We start from the raw sequence: 16,324 nt of genomic DNA on the forward strand, positions 1-16,324 counted from the left end.
TTCGATCTCATCACGCTGGCGACCCAGCTCGGACGTGATCGAGCCATAAAGCTCAGGGTCACGATCAGATAGGGACTGGGTGAAAAAACCGTCATTTCGATGGGGTGCATTCACGTCGGATCTCCTTCGTACGGGTCAACCGGTCCAACCGAGACCGGCTGAAATGGCGTTCATGGATTGCAAGAGTGGAACCGGAACCGTTCCAGCCTGAGGCTCATCACGGGCTTGGCGAAGTAAATCGACCTGCAGCGTGTGAATGCGGGTCAGCTCTGCCCGCTTGCGATCGAACCGTTCGCACAAACGTGGAAAGCGGTGCCCTATGGCCTGACCACCGGTCAGAAACTGCACTGCGGTGGAGGCATTGGTATATTCTGTAGCAATGATCCTGAAAATCCGGGTGCGAATATCGGCATCCTGCACCAGACCCGCATATTGTTCAGCAAGGTCGAGATCGGTTTGATAAAGCGATTTTTCCATTTCATCGACAGCAAGGCGGAACAGGCGCGAGTGCTGAAACAGATCCTGCAACACCTCGTCGCCGCGCGCGCCGCGAAACTTGCGAAAGCTGGCCATAGCAGAGCCGAACCCATACCAACCAGTGATCAAGTGCCGGTTTTGCGACCATGCAAAGACCCATGGAATGGCGCGCAGGTCATCCAGACTGGCCGCCCCGAACCGGCGGGTCGGACGCGATCCGATTTTCAGCCTGGCCAGTTCTTCGACCGGGCTGGCCTGCTGGAAATAATCCAGAAACCCTGGCATTTGCAGCAGTGAGATATAGGCCGTTTGCGATAGTTCGGACAACGCATCCAGCGCGTCATCGAATTCTGGCCGCAGCAGGGGTTCGTTCTGGTCGGCCGTGTGGCGCAGCGTGCTGGAGAGCAACAACTCCAGATGCGCAGCTGCCGTTCCGCGATTGGCATATTTGGTCGACACGACTTCGCCCTGTTCAGTGACCCGCAAACGTCCCGCAATGGTTCCGTTGGGTTGTGCGGCGATGGCGCGTCCGGTGGGTGCGCCACCACGGCTGACCGAACCGCCACGCCCATGAAAAAACGCGACCCAAAAGCCCTGCGACGCCAGCGCGGTGACAATCCGGCGTTGCGCGCGCTCCAGCTCCCATGTCGAGCAGAAATAGCCGCCATCTTTGCCGCTGTCAGAATAGCCCAGCATCACCTCGATCACGTTACCACCGGTTTTGAGGCTGCGGCGGGCAAGGGGCACATTCAGAACGTCCAGCAGGATCGACGGGGCGTTGCGCAGGTCGGCGATTGTTTCAAAAAGAGGAACCACAGAAATATCAAGCGTTTCCGACCCAAACCCCGCATAGCGGGCCAGCAGATAGACCCCCAGAATGTCGTCGGCAGAGCGGGTCATCGACAGGATGAAAGGCCCCACCGCATTTGGATCAGGTCCCGTCCGAACTGAATGCACGAGGGCCAGCAGGGCCAGTAATTCCTGCGCCTGATCGCTCAATCCGTCCCGTTCGTGGTATTGCAGGTTTTGATCCGCCAATTCGGCGCGCAGCCGGGCTGACCATTCGGGTGACCCATATTCAGGGGCGGTTCCGGACATGGACCAGATCTCAGCCAAAACGCTGGTCGTGACGGTTGAATTCTGGCGGATATCCAGCGTTGCGGTGCGGAAGCCAAAAACCGCTGCCGCGCGGCACAGTGGCCGGACGTGCCTGCGGGCCAGAATAGCTGCGTCGACGGCGCAAAGTGCGGCATCAAGCGCATCGAGGTCACTGATGAATTGTGAGATGTGGTCATACATCCCGTCTGTTAATTTCTGGCGAATAGCGCTGAGGGCTTGTCTGAATGGTTCGTTGGGGTTTCGAGTGCTGTTTGGCACACAGTCAATGATTGTTTGCAATCTCGCAGCGTGGGGCTGAGGTAAGGGTAGGATCAGGGCACTGATGCTGAGCCTGCTGGCCACCTGATCAAGGGCCTGATCATAAAGATCGACCGCAGTCTCTTGTCCGCGTTGTAAGGCAAGCGCCGTCATGTCAGTGGTCACATTCGGATTGCCATCCCGATCTCCGCCAATCCAGCTATGAAAGCGGATTTTGGGGGTCGCATCCACGGTCTGGCCCAGAACGTGCAGGCAGGCCTGATCGAACCGGTCCATGACCTGCGGCACTGCGTCAAAGATTGCGTCGCGGAAGAACTGCAATCCCCACTCGATCTCATCCCGCAGGCTGGGGCGGGACAGGCGTAACTCGCCGGTCAACCACAGCAGATCGATCTCACCTTCGAGATCGTTCAGCAGCCCGGCCCGTTCTGTCGGCGTCCAGCGCTGCGTTTCAAGGCTGACGAGGACGCGGTAGATGCGGCGGTGAATCTCCAGAACGGTAACGCGCTTTGCCTCGGTCGGGTGTGCCGTCAGCGTGGGACCAGCCAAAAGCCTGCTTGCCGACTTTTCGGTTTGCTCGGCGGTCGGGCACACATCAGACAATGCCTGGGCAAACCCACCTTCGACCGCATCAGCGCCGTCGTTGGTTTCGGTCAGGCGACGGTTTCGCACATCTGCGTTTTCGTCGATGAGGCGCAGAAGCTGAAACCAGATGGACAGGGCTTGCAGATATGGTGTTGCCGCCGGGCCTGTTGGGATGGGTGCCAGTGTCGTGGCCTCGGCCCAGATGGCCACATGCGGGGCTCGCTTCAGCAGGATGTTCCGCCATAGCATCCGCAATTCGATCCGCAGCCCTTCGGCATAGGTCGAAGAGTCGTGCGAAGGCCGAGTTTCCTGAGCCAAAGCTTGCATCAGATCACCCGGTCACGCGGCGGGCGACCCTGAAAGAAATCATTCAGATTATCCAGGACACGGAACCCCATCGCCTCTCGGGCTTCGCGGGTCGCGCTGCCCAAATGCGGTAGCATCACCAGGTTGTCGCATTGCAGCAGGTCCGGGCTGATCCGTGGCTCGCCATCAAACACATCCAGTGCGGCACCGCCGATCACGTCAAACATCAGCGCCTGGATCAAAGCAAACTCGTCCACCACCTCGCCGCGTGCGGTATTGATCAGGTAAGCATCCTGCTTCATCAGGTCCAACCGGCGTGAGTTGATCAGGTGTCGGTTTGTTGCCCCACCCGGGCAGTGCAGCGAGACGAAATCGCATTGCGGCAACAGCTCATCCACGGTGTCGATTTGCGTGGCGTTACAGCGCTGCAAGACCTCTGGCGATACACGGCTGCGGTTCTGAACTAGGATTTTCATGCCAAACCCGTGATGGGCGCGCCGTGCCATTTCCTGACCGATGCGGCCAAACCCAATGATGCCAAGCGTCTTGCCTGACACTTTGGTGCCAACAAGGTGCGTCGGTCGCCAGCCGGACCATCCACCTGCGCGCAGTTCACGTTCGCCTTCACCCGCGCGGCGGGCCACCATCAACAGCAAGGTCATTGCCAGATCGGCGGTGCATTCCGACAATACATCGGGCGTGTTGGTGACGGTCATCCCCAGATCCCGTGCCGATGGCTCGCAGATATGGCTGTAGCCGACGCCGTAATTGGCCAGGATCCTGGTCTGGGCAGCGGGCACATCCAAGGCTTCTGCGTTCAGCGTGTCGGTCACTGTGGGCAGCACCGCATCATAGCTTTTCAGTGCTTCGCGGATCTCGGCCGGGGACATGGGTTTGTCCCCGGTGTTCAAGACCGCATCATAGTTTTCGGCCAATTGCGCCTCGACGGCGGCGGGCCAACGACGGGTGACAAGAACCGAAGGTTTGACCATCATGCTGCCTTTCTCATGACGCGGGCGATGGTTTCGCCGATGACAGCCGGGTTTTCAGCCACCGTGACACCGGCAGCCGAGAGGATCTCGACCTTTTCCGAGGCGCTTTCGCCAAAGGCCGAGATGATCGCCCCTGCATGGCCCATTGTCCGGCCCTTCGGTGCGGTCAGACCTGCGACATAGGCGACGACGGGTTTTGAGACATGATCGCGAATATATTCGGCCGCCTCGGCCTCTTGTGGCCCTCCGATCTCGCCGATCATGGCGATGACTTCTGTGTCGGCATCCCATTCAAACCGTTCGAGAATGTCGCGGAACGAGGACCCATTGATCGGATCGCCTCCGATCCCGACGCTGGTCGAGACACCGATGCCGCGCTCTTTCAGCTGCGCCGCAGCCTCATAGCCCAGCGTACCGGATCGACCGATGATGCCGACATTACCGGGCAGGTAGATGTGACCCGGCATAATACCCAGCAGGGCCTTGCCTGGGCTGATGGTTCCGGCACAGTTCGGGCCGGTCAGAACCATCCGCTTGTCCTTGGGATAGCGGTACATGTAGCGCTTGACCCGGATCATGTCCTGCGCCGGGATGCCGTCTGTGATGCAAACGCAATAGCGGATGCCTGCGTCTGCGGCCTCCATGATTGAATCCGCAGCAAACGGGGGCGGGACAAACACAAGGCTCGCCTCTGCGCCGGTGGCCTCAAAGGCCTGTTTGACGGTGTCAAAAACGGGCACGCTTTCGACGGTTTCGCCGCCTTTGCCGGGAACAACGCCGCCGACAACATTGGTGCCATAGTCGATCATGTCCTTAGTGTGAAAGCGCGCCATACGTCCGGTGATGCCCTGAACAATTACGCGTGTGTCGCGGTCGAGGAGAATGCTCATTACACGGCCCTCATCTTGGTGTTTTGGGTCAGATCGCTCTTCCAGGCGCCAACGGCGCGCTCGGCAGCTTCCATTAAGGTTGTGGCGCGGATGATCGGCAGGCCGGATTGGGCCAGAATTTTCTGGCCTTCCTCCACATTCGTCCCTGCAAGGCGCACGACCACTGGCAGATCAAGCTGCAGCTCTCGCAGCGCCTGAACAACGCCTTCGGCAACCCAGTCGCAGCGGTTGATACCTGCAAAAATGTTGACCAGAACCGCCTGCACATTGTTGTCCGACAGCACCAGGCGAAAGGCCTTGGCCACACGTTCGGGTGATGCGCCACCGCCGATATCCAGGAAGTTGGCGGGTTCACCTCCGGCCAGTTTGATTGTGTCCATCGTGGCCATCGCCAGACCGGCTCCGTTCACGATGCAGCCGATGTTGCCATCCAGCCCGACATAAGACAGGCCACGATCCGCAGCGCGGCTTTCGCGCGGGTCTTCTTGGCTTTTGTCGCGCAGCTCTGAAATCTGGGGGTGCCGGAACAACGCGTTGTCGTCAAAGCTCATCTTGGCGTCCAGAGCTAGTACGCGGTCGTCTCCCGTCACGACCAGCGGGTTGATTTCCACCATGGTCGCGTCCAGCTCGCTGAAAGCGGAATAGCAGCCCTGTAGGGTCCGGACCATTTGCTGAACCAGACGAGGCTCGAGCCCCAGGTTGAACGCAATCTCGCGTGCCTGGAATTCCTGCAAACCCACTGCGGGTTCCACGATGGACCGCACGATGCTGTCGGGGCGCTCAGCCGAGATATCCTCGATCTCCATCCCGCCTTCCGAGGACGCCACGATCATCACCCGCTGGCTGGAGCGATCCAGAACAAAGCCGAGATAGATCTCTCGGTCGATCGGTACGGCGGATTCGACGTAGACACGGTAGATGCCTTTGCCTTCTGGGCCTGTCTGATGGGTCACTAGCTTGCGGCCGAACATTTCATCACAGGCTTCGTGTATCTCGTTTTCGCTGTTGCACAGCTTGACACCACCAGCTTTGCCGCGTCCGCCCGCATGGACCTGAGCTTTGACGATCCACTTGTCGCCTCCCAACTCCCGTGCGCGATAGGCCGCCTGTTCCGGGCTGTAGGCCAGCGCACCAGATGGGACGGCGACACCAAAATTCGAAAGAACTTCTTTTGCCTGATACTCATGAATGTCCATCTGCATTCCTCCCGTTTATGCAGTGTAATTATGCGGCGATCGACGTGCCGTAGCGGCTTTGGAGCAGTGCATCGATGTCGTCGAAGTCAACCTGGCCCCCCAGCTCATGCATGGCTTCGGCAAACAGGCGCACGATCTGGCTGATGGCTTGGCGGTTCAGTTGATTGAGGATGCCAATCCGAACCTGAACCGGCGCGCTGAGCGTAGGCCAGATGCCAAAGCCACGGGCGCGGCAGTTCTGAACCAGTTCCATCTCGCGCCCGGCCAGTTCGGCGGGCAGGTTCAGCACCACCAGGCTAGGCATGTCCGACTTCACTTCGCATCCCAGCGCGGTTACTGCATCGCGCAGAACCTTTTCGTGTGTCCGGTACGAGGCTGACCGCTTTGACAACCCATCCTGCAGCGTCAGGCGCAGAGACTCATGAAAGGCGGCGACCGCATAGCCCGAGTGGGTGCGGTGATAAGCGCCTTTTTCAACGTCCTGACCGTCGACGATACCCCAATGGCGGGCCTCGAAAATCGGGTTGTGGACATAGGTGTAAGCACCGGTTGATTTCAGGCTGTCGATATAGGCGTCGGTAAAGCTGACTGGCGCATAGGTCAGTGGCAGACAGCACAGGCCTTTCTGCGGGCAAGACGCCCAACCAGCAATCCCCGGATAGTCGTCGATCCGGAAGTCTTCGACGCCCAGCGAGGAAACCGCATCGATCAGACCCATTGCACCGTGACGTTCACACGCATCTGAAAAACCGCGCAGATCGTTGATGCGGCCCGAGCCGGTTTCCCAATGCGCCATGAAGGCCCATTTCGGTTTGTGTTCGGCTAATGCGGCTTCGACCGTTTCGCCAGTCACGGTCTGGCCATGCGGAACCTCGATCACCGTCACGCTCGCCGCCGGCGGATCCAGCGGGTTGGCCGCGTGTTCCTGTGGTGTTGCGGCCTTGATCCTGAGGGTCAGCGCATCGATGCCTGAAAAGGTGCCGTTTGAGAAGGCAACAACCTTGTCGCCAGGCATGACCGCCGAGAACATGGTGTCTAGCCCGCTCCAGCCAGTTCCGGCAACCGCAAAGGTATATGTGTTAGACGTGCCCCAGATCTGCCGCAGCATGTGCTTGCATTCGATCATGCCGCGCAAGACGTCGCCTTGCATGTGATCGGCCACCCCGGCGCCGGAAAAGGCCTGCAGCACACGGGCGTCGGTGTTGCCCGGTCCTGGCCCTGCTGCCAGGGTCTCGGGGATTTCGAGCGGGGAAAAAATCTGGGCAGTCATTGATGATCCTCCTCAAGCGTCTGGGTGGCAATCCACGCCCAAACTTCGCGTTGAGGGTCAGAAAAGCGATGCTTGCGTCTTTGCGCAACGTAACTTACTACTGCTTTAGGGTATCTAATTGGGTGGTTAACAAACTACCCATTTGGGCAAGAATACCGATGTATACAGTGAATTGACCCACCCTTATGGGTAGTTTGTTTAAATTTTGGGCGTAAAAACAATGGCCGAGTCTTCGCAGCATCCGATTGACGTTATGTTGGCCGACAACAACCCTTTGGTTCTGTCGGCCATGTCGGAAATCTTTGAACGTGATCCGCGATTCTCTTTGATTGCCACTTCGGCAACGGCCGAAGGGTTCTTGGGTGCGGTGATGCGGGTCCCGGTTCAGGTCTGTGTGGTCGCCTGGACTCTTCCTGTTTTGGGGGCCGCCAAATTGATCGAGGTTCTGCGCGAACAGGAAAACGCGCCGCGATTTGTCGTCTACGGTGAAGCCGCCGGCGATGTTCCCAGATTGGCGATGCAGGCCGGGGCTGCTGGGTTTGCGCCGCGTTCAGGTGAGGTCGAAGGCCTGCTGGAAACATGTGCAGACGTGGCAGCTGGCAAAATGGTCTTTCCGTTCATCGACGTGCGCAAGATGCAACAGGATCCAATTCACAACCTGTCGCGAAAAGAACGCGAAATTCTCGAGGCTTTGGCCAAGGGTTTGTCAAACCGAGACCTGTCGAAAGACCTGCAGATTTCAACCAACACGGTGAAGTTCCACCTGTCCAATATCTATGAAAAGCTCTCGGTCAAGAACCGAGCTCAGGCAATTGCGTATTACTATTCGTCCAAGACTCCTTTGGAGTAGCTGAGGCAGGCCCTAGGTTTTTTAGGAGGTTTTGCGGTCTGACCAGCTGCATCATCGATACGTCCCTCATGTTTCCAAGTTTGTGCCAAAAGAAATGGCCCGCCAAAGAGGCGAGCCATTTGTTCGTGACACCTGATCTTAGTCGTAAAGGACGGCTGCGATCTTGGGATCGTCGATATTCGACGCATCGTAGTAGTAAAACCCCGTGTCGATCAGCGCCGGAACGTCTTCACCATTTACAGCTGCAATCGCCGCTTTGACGGTTTCATATCCGATGCCAACCGGGTTTTGCGTGATCGCACCTGCCATCAGGCCGCTTTTGATGGCGTCTTTCTGGGCCTTGCCGCTGTCATAGCCAATGATCACCAGACCTTCGGTGCCCAGTTCCTGCACACCATTCACAACACCAATGGCCGAGCCTTCGTTGGTGCCGAAGATGCCATTCAGATCGGGATTGGCCGTCAGGATCGCTTTTGTCACCTCGGTGGATTTCAGGTGATCGCCTTGCCCGTATTGAACTGTCACAACCTCGATATCGGGGTATTTCTCGGCCATGCGATTGACGAAACCATCCCGGCGGTCGATGCCGGTTCGGCTGGTCTGGTCATGCGCGACCACGGCTACTTTGCCTTTACCACCAATTTTCTCGGCCATCTTATCCGCTGCCAACCCAGCGGCTGCCAGGTTGTCGGTGGTTGCTGTCGACACCGGGATGTCGCTGTCGACACCGCTGTCAAAGGCGATGATCGGAATACCTGCGTCGCTGGCTTGTTTCAGCAGTGGGATAGCGGCCTGACTGTCCAGGGCTGCAAATCCAATCGCTTTGGGGTTGTTGGCCAGGGCCGCGGCCAGCATGTCGATCTGGCGATCTACCATGGTTTCGTTGTCGGGGCCTTCAAAAGTGATCCTGACACCGTATTCATCTGCCGCCTGCTGAGCACCGGATTTAACCGCCTGCCAGAACTGATGCTGGAACCCTTTCGACACCAATGGGATGTATACTTCGTCCGCAGCCGAGGCCATCGAAGCCGGGGCTGCGAGTGTGGCAGCGCTGAGCGCCCCCAGTATGAAACGACGTGAAAACATGTTTAGTTCCTCCTCTGAAATTGTGATTTTTGTCGTTGGTTTATTCGGTCAGCCGGCTTTCTTGCGTCGTGCCATGTCGGCATAAACAGCCAGGATGATGATTGCGCCCGTGACGACCGTTTGCCATTCCTGCGCCACGGACAGGACACGCAGACCGTTGGTCAGAACAGCCATGATCAAGGCGCCAATCAACGTGCCCAGGATGGTCCCGCGGCCGCCGGACAAGGATGTACCGCCGATCACAACCGCAGCGATGGCTTCAAGCTCGTACCCCAGCCCAAGGGCGGGCTGGGCAGAATTCAGGCGCGAGGCGATCAGGATGCCGCCAATCCCGCAGATACCGCCTGCAAGTGCGTAAATGCGCATTTTCCAGATGTCGGTGTTGACGCCTGACAGCCGCACCGCCTCTTCGTTTGAACCCAGTGCAAAGGTGTAGCGCCCCAGAACCGTACGCCCCAAGATATAGGACGCGGCCATGGCCACCAGAAACAGGATCAGGACGCCGTTGGGGATGGGTAAAGCCGGAAAAACCTCTCCGATCAGCGACCCGCGCGAGATCTGATCAAAGCCCGGCGTGTCATTGAAATAGATCGGTCGGGTGCCCGAGATCACAAGCGACAGCCCTTTGAGGATCAGCATCATGCCCAGTGTGGCAATAAAGGGTGGGATTTTCATCTTGGCAACAAAAGTGCCCGAGCACAGACCGCACAGCGCGCCTGCGGCGATGGCGGCGGCGACGCCAAGTAACAGCGGCATTCCCAGATAGGTCAGCACAACGCCAGCAATGACGGCGCAAAAAGTCATCAGCGTACCAACCGACAGGTCGATCCCGCCGGTGATGATCACCAGTGTTGCCGCCACGGCCAGCACGCCATTAACCGAGGTGGCTTGCAAAATGGCGATCATGTTCGAGGTCTGCATGAAATTCGGTGAGACAACCGAGAACCCAATCAGCAAAGCGATCAGACTGGCAAAGGCCAGCAGCTTTTGATACGCGCCGCTATCCGCCAAACCGGCGAGTGGCTTTTTCTTTTCGATATCCGTCGCTGTCGTCATCAGACTGTCCCTGTAACCTGCATCGCCGCCGCCCGTTGCGTGGCCAGATGCATGATGTCTTCCTGTGTGGTGTCTTTGCCGCCGGGTAAAATCCCGGTCAGCCGACCTTCGCACATCACTGCGATGCGATGGCTAAGGCGCATGATCTCGGGCAGTTCGGACGAGATCACGATGATCGTCTTGCCCTGATCCGCCAGATCTTCGAGCAGTTTGTAGATTTCGGATTTTGCGCCCACGTCAATGCCGCGCGTGGGCTCGTCAAAGATAAGGATGTCGCAGTCGCGCAAAAGCCATTTGGCAATGACCACCTTTTGCTGATTGCCGCCGGACAGCAGCCTGACCTCTTGCCTGTCCGATGGCGTCCGAATGCCAAGCTGCTGGATGTATTGTTGCGCGGTTGAGGCCATCTCGCCATCACTCAGTACACCACCTTTGCTGGCAAACAGATCCATCGAGGCCAGTGCAATATTGTCCCGCACGTTCATTCCAGTAGCGAGGCCGAAATGTTTGCGGTCTTCGGACAGATAGCCGATTCCGGCCTTAACGGCGTCTTGCGGGGATCTGATCGAAACCGTTTTGCCGTGCACCCGGATTTCGCCACTATCCTTGGGGTCAGCCCCAAAAATCGCCCGGGCAACTTCGGTCCGGCCAGCACCCATTAGCCCCGCAAAACCCAGGATTTCGCCCTTTTGAACCGAGAAACTGACATCGTGTATTTCTTTATTTCGGGTCAGTCCGGATACTTGCAAAGCCACTTCGGCAGTTCCCAGATCAGGCACTTGCAGAGGTTCTTCCTTGACCTCACGGCCCACCATCATGGCGATGATCTTGCTGATCGGGGTATCCGCCGCGTTCACAGTGCCAACATATTCACCATCGCGCATCACGGTCACTCGGTCCGCGATCTGCTTCAACTCGTCCATCTTGTGGCTGATATAGACGATGCCTACGCCTTCGGATTTGAGGCGACGAATGATAACGAACAGCTCGGCAATTTCAGCGTCATTCAGGGCAGCAGTCGGCTCATCCATGACCAGAACTTTGGATCGATGAGATAGGGCCTTGGCGATCTCGACCATCTGCTGTTTTGCGATCGTCAAGCTGCCTGCAAGTGTCTTGGGGTCAAGGTTCAGGTTCATCGAGGCAAAGATTTCGGCGGTTTGCGCATTCAGCGCCGCCTCGTCCAGCCGACCAAATCGCTTTCGCGGTTCGCGGCCAATAAAGATGTTTTGCGCCACGGTCAGATCGTTCATCAGGCTCAGTTCCTGGTGAATGATCCCGATGCCCAGATTCTGCGCCTCGCGCGGGGTAGTAGGGCTGACCTCTTGCCCTTCGATTTTCAGGGTACCACCGTCACGCTGATAAATGCCCGAGAGGATCTTCATCAACGTGCTTTTGCCTGCGCCGTTCTCGCCCATTAGCGCGTGAACTTCGCCCGGAACAAGATCGAACTGCACCGCCTTAAGCGCATGCACGCCGGGGAAGTATTTTTCGATCCCCGTCATATCGACCAGTTTTGACATATTCCCTCCCATTTGCCCCTGACCCCTCCTTGGGCGTTCGCGGACTACATGACCGCGCCGATTTGCCAGGGAACGAATTCGACACCCCCAAAGCCCAGCTCTTCGCTTTTGGTTTTTTCGCCGGAAGCGACGCGGATCAGAATTTCGAACAGTTCCTCGCCTTTGGACTCGATGCTGACGCCTTCGGTGACGATGTCTCCGCAGTTCAGATCCATGTCGTCGGCCATGCGTGCGTACATTTCCGAATTCGTCGACAGTTTGATGCAAGGTGTCGGTTGATAGCCGGAAACCGAGCCGCGCCCGGTGGTAAACACGATCAGGTTTGCACCTGATGCCACCTGGCCGGTGACCGAACACGGATCAAACCCGGGGCTGTCCATGAAGACAAACCCGTTTGTGTCGATGCGCTCACCGAATTTGTAGACGTCACGCAGAGGTGCTGTGCCCCCTTTGGCGACAGCCCCCAGTGATTTTTCCAGAATGGTCGTCAATCCGCCGCGTTTGTTGCCGGGGCTTGGATTGTTGTCCATCTCACCGCCATTGCGTTCTGTGTAATCTTCCCACCAACGAATGCGGTCGATCAGCTTTTTGCCAACGTCCACGGTTTCAGCCCGCCGGGTCAGAAGATGTTCAGCGCCATAAATCTCGGATGTTTCCGACAGGATGGTCGTGCCCCCATGGCGCACCAACAGGTCCGAGGCGTATCCCAGGGCCGGGTTCGCCGTGATCCCGGAATACCCATCCGACCCGCCGCACTGCATCCCTACTGTGATTTGACTGATGGGTGCCGGTTGACGCTGGGCCTGATTGGCCAGTTGGGCGATGCCGCGCAGTTCATCCAGACCACGCTCAATCGTGCGACGTGTGCCGCCTTCGTTCTGAATGGTCATATAACGCAGCGCGCCATCGGACCGGATCGGACGGCCGCCGACCAGATCGGCCACCTGCATCACCTCGCATCCCAACCCGATCAGGAGGATGCCTGCAAAATTCGGATGCTGTGCGTATCCGGCGAGTGTGCGGAACAGGGTGGCGTAACCCTCGTCCTTGCCGGACATGCCGCACCCGGTGCCATGGACGATGGGCACGATCCCATCCACATTGGGAAATTCATCCAGAAGACCGGATTTCGCCGCTGCCTCGGCAATAAAGCGTGCAACAGAGCCCGAGCAGTTCACGGTCGTCAGAATGCCGAGATAGTTGCGTGTCCCAACTCTGCCGTCCGCGCGGATGTAGCCTTGAAATGTCCGGCTATCGTCAATGCCGGCCAACGGCGTATTGGCGCTGGCATACGCGTAATCCTGATGGTGATCCCCCATGCCAAGATTGTGCATATGGATATGTTCGCCCGGCGCAATGTCTGACTTGGCCTGACCGATGATCTGCCCATATCGAAGCACGTTTTCGCCCGCTGGAATTGGTGCGATGGCAATCTTGTGGCCGCGGGAAACGGAACCGGGTAGGGGCGTCGGGACACCAGCGGGGTGACCCCCTTTGGGCAGGTCCCGCAACGCAATAACAACGTTGTCAGCCGGGTTCAGTCTGACCACATCGCGTATTGTCGGCATTAAGCCCTTGAAATCGTCGTGTGCTTGCATTGTTTTTCCGCTTGCTTGGCCAAACTGCTAAGCTGAAAACACTTACTTGTCAACTAACATGTTAGTATGCTAGATCGGAACCCATGACCAAACCCCAGGATATTGACGCCACCCTTTTGCAAGACATCTCAACGATTGAGGGGTCGCTGGCGCAGCGCGTCTATCTTGCAATCAAACAGGCCATACTAAATTTGGATTTCCCCCCGGGCGCGATCCTCAGAAAGGCGCCTATCTGCGACCGCCTTGGTGTTTCGCGCGCGCCTGTGTCCGAGGCGATTGCCCGGCTTGCCGCCGAAGGACTTGTTGATGTGGTGCCGCAATCTGGTACGCGCGTTTCCTATTTCTCGATGATCGAAATCCGCGAAGGCGCTTTTCTGCGCGAGGCGTTGGAATTGGCTGCTGTCGCCAAGGTCGCGCGTGATCTGACGGATGAGCAGCGCAAAAAACTCAGCCGCAATATGCGATTGCAGGAACTGTTGATCGAAGATGAGGATGTTCCCGGCTTCTATCAGGCGGACGAAGAATTCCACGCTTTGTTGATGGAGTTTACCGGTATCTCGAAACTGCCAGATGTGGCGCAGACCGTCTCGCTACAGGTGAACAGGGCGCGGATGCTGCTTTTGCCGACGCCGGGACGTATTGCCGAAACCATTTCCGAGCATCGCGTGATCTTGGATGCAATCCACGCGCAGAATGTACCAAATGCGCAAGAGGCGATGCGCCTTCATCTCGGGCAGTTGATGCCGCGCATCGAAGTGCTTCAGCAGGAAAAACCAGAACTGTTTAATCTCAGTTCCCAGCACACCCGAGAGGCAGGATGACCGTTTCACAAACTGAGCTTTTGAACAGCCGCACATCCAGACCGGTTCCTCTGACCCGGATGGGGTTTGGTGGTGCACCGCTGGGAAACCTTTATCGCAAAGTGTCGGACGAGGACGCGCAGGCCTCGCTTCAAGCCGCCTTTGATGCCGGTATCCGTTTCTTTGACACCGCCCCGCAATACGGTTTGGGTCGGTCGGAACTCAGGGTCGGTGAGGCCGTCAAACGCTTTGGACGCGACAACATCCAGCTCTCAACTAAGATCGGACGCTTGCTGCTGGATTGCGCCCCGCATGAGGTCACTCCGGAGGCGTTTGTCGACGTTCCCCAGAAACGGATCGTGTTCGATTACACGTATGACGGCGTCATGCGCTCTTACGAGGCGAGCCGGGAACGGATTGGTGTGGCAAATGCTGATATTTTGCTGGTCCATGATGTCTGCATCTTCAGTCAGGGCAGTCAGGAAATGTCCGATGCCAAAGTGCGTGAGCTGTTTGATGGCGGTGGTTATCGCGCGCTGACCGAGCTGCGCGATGCGGGTGAAATCGCGGCCATTGGCGCAGGCGTCAATGAGTGGCAGGTTTGTGAAAAGCTGCTGGGGCTGGGCGATTTTGACGGGTTCCTGCTGGCGGGGCGTTATACGCTTTTGGAACAAGAGGCGTTGAACAGCTTTCTGCCTTTATGCGAAAAGCGTGACGTCGGCATCATTCTTGGCGGGCCCTATAATTCGGGAATTCTGGCCACGGGCGCTGTTCCCGGTGCAAAGTACAATTATGCCGATGCCCCTGCCGAAATCCTTGGCCGGGTCAGTAAGATCGAAGCCGTCTGTGCCGCACATGACACTCCGTTAATAGCGGCAGCACTGCAATTTGTTCTGGGTCATCCCTGCGTCAAAACCGTGGTTCCGGGTGCCGTCAGCGCAAACGAAGTGCAATCCAACGTGGCGCTGATGGAACGGGCAATTCCGGCGGCGCTTTGGTCCGATTTGCGCGACGAGGGGTTCATCCGCCCTGACGCGCCCTTGCCTGAGGAGGCTGCCAATGCTGCGTAACATCGACCCGATCTTGTCGCCCGATCTGTTGCATGCGTTGCGCGCCATGGGACATGGGGATGACATCGTAATAGCAGATGCTAATTTTCCAGGAACCAGCGTTGGGCCCGAATGCATTCGGGCTGACGGGTCCACTGCCAGTGAGGTGTTGCGCGCTGTGTTATCGGTAATGCCACTGGACAGTTTTGTGCCTAACCCGGCGTTGACGATGCAGGTTGTGGGCGAACCGGATATCGTGCCCGATGCGGTGGCGGATCTTCAAAACATCATAGATGAGGTGGCCGACAACCCGGTGCCTGTGCAGGGGCTGGAGCGTTTTGCCTTTTATGAACGCGCGGCCTCGGCCTATGTGATTGTTCAGACCGGAGAACGCAGGCTGTATGGTAATATCATCCTGAAAAAAGGTGTTATCAGTTGAGGCTGGACGCCCATCAGCACTTCTGGTCGATTGCGCGGGACGACTATGGTTGGCTAACGCCGGATCTGGCCTCGATCTATCGCGATTTTCTGCCAGATGACTTACAGCCACTGCTGCAGCGCGCGGGTATCGACGGAACGGTTCTGGTTCAGGCCGCCCCGACCGTGGCCGAAACCAAATATATGCTATCGCTTGCGGATGAGACTCCGTTTGTTAAAGGCGTTGTCGGATGGGTTGATTTCGAAGCCTCGGATGCCGACGCTCAGATCGCCGTTTTAGCCGAACACCCTGCTTTCGTCGGTTTGCGCCCAATGATTCAGAACATTGCCGATCCGAACTGGATGTTGTGCTCGGCATTGACCCCGGCCTTTGAGGCGGTGCAACGGCTTGATCTGACTTTTGACGCGCTGATCCTGCCGGAGCATCTTGGCCCGCTGCGTCAGCTACTGGAACGGCATCCAAATATGCGGGTCGTAATCGACCATGGCGCGAAACCGGCAATCCGCGATGGTCTGATCGATGACTGGGCGGATGGCATGGCAGCATTGGCGCATCAAACCAACGCCTATTGCAAGCTGTCGGGGCTGGTGACCGAGGCCAAGCCTGACTGGCAGACCGGCGATCTACACCCCTATGTGCAGCATCTTTTGGACACGTTCGGCCCATCCCGCTTGATCTGGGGCAGTGACTGGCCGGTTTGCACCCTGGCCAGCACGTATGAACGATGGCTGGATACCACCGACACGCTGTTAAGCGCGTTAACAACAGCCGAGCGCGATGCCATCCTTGGGGGGAATGCTGCGCGGGCCTACCATCTCAGGAATTGAACG

General features: G+C 57.8%; 14 protein-coding genes. 5 read left to right on the plus strand and 9 right to left on the minus strand.

Going from position 1 to position 16,324, the window contains the following annotated elements:
* Window positions 1-135: 135 nt before the first annotated feature.
* From ACR0BU_RS15305 to ACR0BU_RS15325, 5 genes are read right to left on the minus strand one after another with little or no spacing between them, the layout of a single operon-like run.
* Window positions 136-2,766, minus strand: coding sequence for a phosphoenolpyruvate carboxylase (locus ACR0BU_RS15305; RefSeq protein WP_480737961.1), 2,631 nt, complete (start codon window positions 2,764-2,766; stop codon window positions 136-138).
* Window positions 2,766-3,737 carry a 2-hydroxyacid dehydrogenase gene (locus ACR0BU_RS15310; protein ID WP_480738056.1) on the minus strand — a complete coding sequence of 324 codons (972 nt, stop codon included), beginning with the start codon at window positions 3,735-3,737 and terminating at the stop codon, window positions 2,766-2,768. Before ACR0BU_RS15310 ends, ACR0BU_RS15305 begins: the two co-directional genes overlap by 1 nt.
* Complete coding sequence (gene sucD, locus ACR0BU_RS15315; protein ID WP_480737962.1) at window positions 3,737-4,627, minus strand: succinate--CoA ligase subunit alpha; 891 nt, start codon at window positions 4,625-4,627, stop codon at window positions 3,737-3,739. Before sucD ends, ACR0BU_RS15310 begins: the two co-directional genes overlap by 1 nt.
* Window positions 4,627-5,823, minus strand: a complete 1,197-nt coding sequence (locus ACR0BU_RS15320) for a malate--CoA ligase subunit beta (protein WP_299081793.1) — start codon at window positions 5,821-5,823, stop codon at window positions 4,627-4,629. Before ACR0BU_RS15320 ends, sucD begins: the two co-directional genes overlap by 1 nt.
* A 28-nt stretch (window positions 5,824-5,851) precedes the next feature.
* Window positions 5,852-7,093 carry a pyridoxal-phosphate-dependent aminotransferase family protein gene (locus ACR0BU_RS15325; RefSeq protein WP_480737963.1) on the minus strand — a complete coding sequence of 414 codons (1,242 nt, stop codon included), beginning with the start codon at window positions 7,091-7,093 and terminating at the stop codon, window positions 5,852-5,854.
* A gap of 220 nt (window positions 7,094-7,313) precedes the next feature.
* Between ACR0BU_RS15325 and ACR0BU_RS15330 the strand changes: the two genes are divergently transcribed.
* On the plus strand, window positions 7,314-7,943 hold the full coding sequence (locus tag ACR0BU_RS15330; RefSeq protein WP_298936175.1) for a response regulator transcription factor: 630 nt from the start codon (window positions 7,314-7,316) through the stop codon (window positions 7,941-7,943).
* Between the two features lie 138 nt (window positions 7,944-8,081).
* Here the strand turns inward: ACR0BU_RS15330 and ACR0BU_RS15335 are convergent, their stop codons facing one another.
* The 4 genes from ACR0BU_RS15335 to ACR0BU_RS15350 are packed head-to-tail and all read right to left on the minus strand — an operon-like array spanning window position 8,082 to window position 13,206.
* Window positions 8,082-9,029 (minus strand): substrate-binding domain-containing protein, encoded by a 948-nt coding sequence (locus tag ACR0BU_RS15335; RefSeq protein ID WP_480737964.1) that lies wholly within the window; start codon window positions 9,027-9,029, stop codon window positions 8,082-8,084.
* Window positions 9,030-9,077: 48 nt separating this feature from the next.
* On the minus strand, window positions 9,078-10,085 hold the full coding sequence (locus ACR0BU_RS15340; RefSeq protein WP_299081788.1) for an ABC transporter permease: 1,008 nt from the start codon (window positions 10,083-10,085) through the stop codon (window positions 9,078-9,080).
* Window positions 10,085-11,608: a sugar ABC transporter ATP-binding protein gene (locus ACR0BU_RS15345; protein ID WP_480737965.1), complete on the minus strand. Its 1,524-nt coding sequence runs from the start codon at window positions 11,606-11,608 to the stop codon at window positions 10,085-10,087. The genes ACR0BU_RS15340 and ACR0BU_RS15345 overlap by 1 nt, the downstream gene beginning before the upstream one ends.
* A 44-nt stretch (window positions 11,609-11,652) precedes the next feature.
* Complete coding sequence (locus ACR0BU_RS15350; RefSeq protein WP_480737966.1) at window positions 11,653-13,206, minus strand: UxaA family hydrolase; 1,554 nt, start codon at window positions 13,204-13,206, stop codon at window positions 11,653-11,655.
* Between the two features lie 83 nt (window positions 13,207-13,289).
* On the opposite strand from ACR0BU_RS15350, the gene ACR0BU_RS15355 reads away from it, so the two are divergent.
* From ACR0BU_RS15355 to ACR0BU_RS15370, 4 genes are read left to right on the plus strand one after another with little or no spacing between them, the layout of a single operon-like run.
* A complete protein-coding gene (locus ACR0BU_RS15355) occupies window positions 13,290-14,027 on the plus strand; it encodes a GntR family transcriptional regulator (RefSeq protein WP_480737967.1) in 738 nt (245 codons plus the stop codon).
* Window positions 14,024-15,076, plus strand: coding sequence for an aldo/keto reductase (locus ACR0BU_RS15360; protein ID WP_480737968.1), 1,053 nt, complete (start codon window positions 14,024-14,026; stop codon window positions 15,074-15,076). The genes ACR0BU_RS15355 and ACR0BU_RS15360 overlap by 4 nt, the downstream gene beginning before the upstream one ends.
* Window positions 15,066-15,494, plus strand: coding sequence for an RbsD/FucU family protein (locus ACR0BU_RS15365; protein ID WP_480737969.1), 429 nt, complete (start codon window positions 15,066-15,068; stop codon window positions 15,492-15,494). Before ACR0BU_RS15360 ends, ACR0BU_RS15365 begins: the two co-directional genes overlap by 11 nt.
* Window positions 15,491-16,321 (plus strand): amidohydrolase family protein, encoded by an 831-nt coding sequence (locus ACR0BU_RS15370; RefSeq protein WP_480737970.1) that lies wholly within the window; start codon window positions 15,491-15,493, stop codon window positions 16,319-16,321. The genes ACR0BU_RS15365 and ACR0BU_RS15370 overlap by 4 nt, the downstream gene beginning before the upstream one ends.
* Window positions 16,322-16,324: the final 3 nt, after the last annotated feature.

The organism is Ruegeria sp. CK2, assembly GCF_056536585.1.

Coding starts and splice junctions, on each gene's coding strand:
- ACR0BU_RS15355 (WP_480737967.1), top strand. CDS start 13,290: ATGACCAAACCCCAGGATATTGACGCCACCCTTTTGCAAGACATCTCA.
- ACR0BU_RS15330 (WP_298936175.1), top strand. CDS start 7,314: ATGGCCGAGTCTTCGCAGCATCCGATTGACGTTATGTTGGCCGACAAC.
- ACR0BU_RS15340 (WP_299081788.1), bottom strand. CDS start 10,085: ATGACGACAGCGACGGATATCGAAAAGAAAAAGCCACTCGCCGGTTTG.
- ACR0BU_RS15320 (WP_299081793.1), bottom strand. CDS start 5,823: ATGGACATTCATGAGTATCAGGCAAAAGAAGTTCTTTCGAATTTTGGT.
- ACR0BU_RS15365 (WP_480737969.1), top strand. CDS start 15,066: ATGCTGCGTAACATCGACCCGATCTTGTCGCCCGATCTGTTGCATGCG.
- ACR0BU_RS15310 (WP_480738056.1), bottom strand. CDS start 3,737: ATGGTCAAACCTTCGGTTCTTGTCACCCGTCGTTGGCCCGCCGCCGTC.
- ACR0BU_RS15325 (WP_480737963.1), bottom strand. CDS start 7,093: ATGACTGCCCAGATTTTTTCCCCGCTCGAAATCCCCGAGACCCTGGCA.
- ACR0BU_RS15345 (WP_480737965.1), bottom strand. CDS start 11,608: ATGTCAAAACTGGTCGATATGACGGGGATCGAAAAATACTTCCCCGGC.
- sucD (WP_480737962.1), bottom strand. CDS start 4,627: ATGAGCATTCTCCTCGACCGCGACACACGCGTAATTGTTCAGGGCATC.
- ACR0BU_RS15360 (WP_480737968.1), top strand. CDS start 14,024: ATGACCGTTTCACAAACTGAGCTTTTGAACAGCCGCACATCCAGACCG.
- ACR0BU_RS15350 (WP_480737966.1), bottom strand. CDS start 13,206: ATGCAAGCACACGACGATTTCAAGGGCTTAATGCCGACAATACGCGAT.
- ACR0BU_RS15305 (WP_480737961.1), bottom strand. CDS start 2,766: ATGCAAGCTTTGGCTCAGGAAACTCGGCCTTCGCACGACTCTTCGACC.
- ACR0BU_RS15335 (WP_480737964.1), bottom strand. CDS start 9,029: ATGTTTTCACGTCGTTTCATACTGGGGGCGCTCAGCGCTGCCACACTC.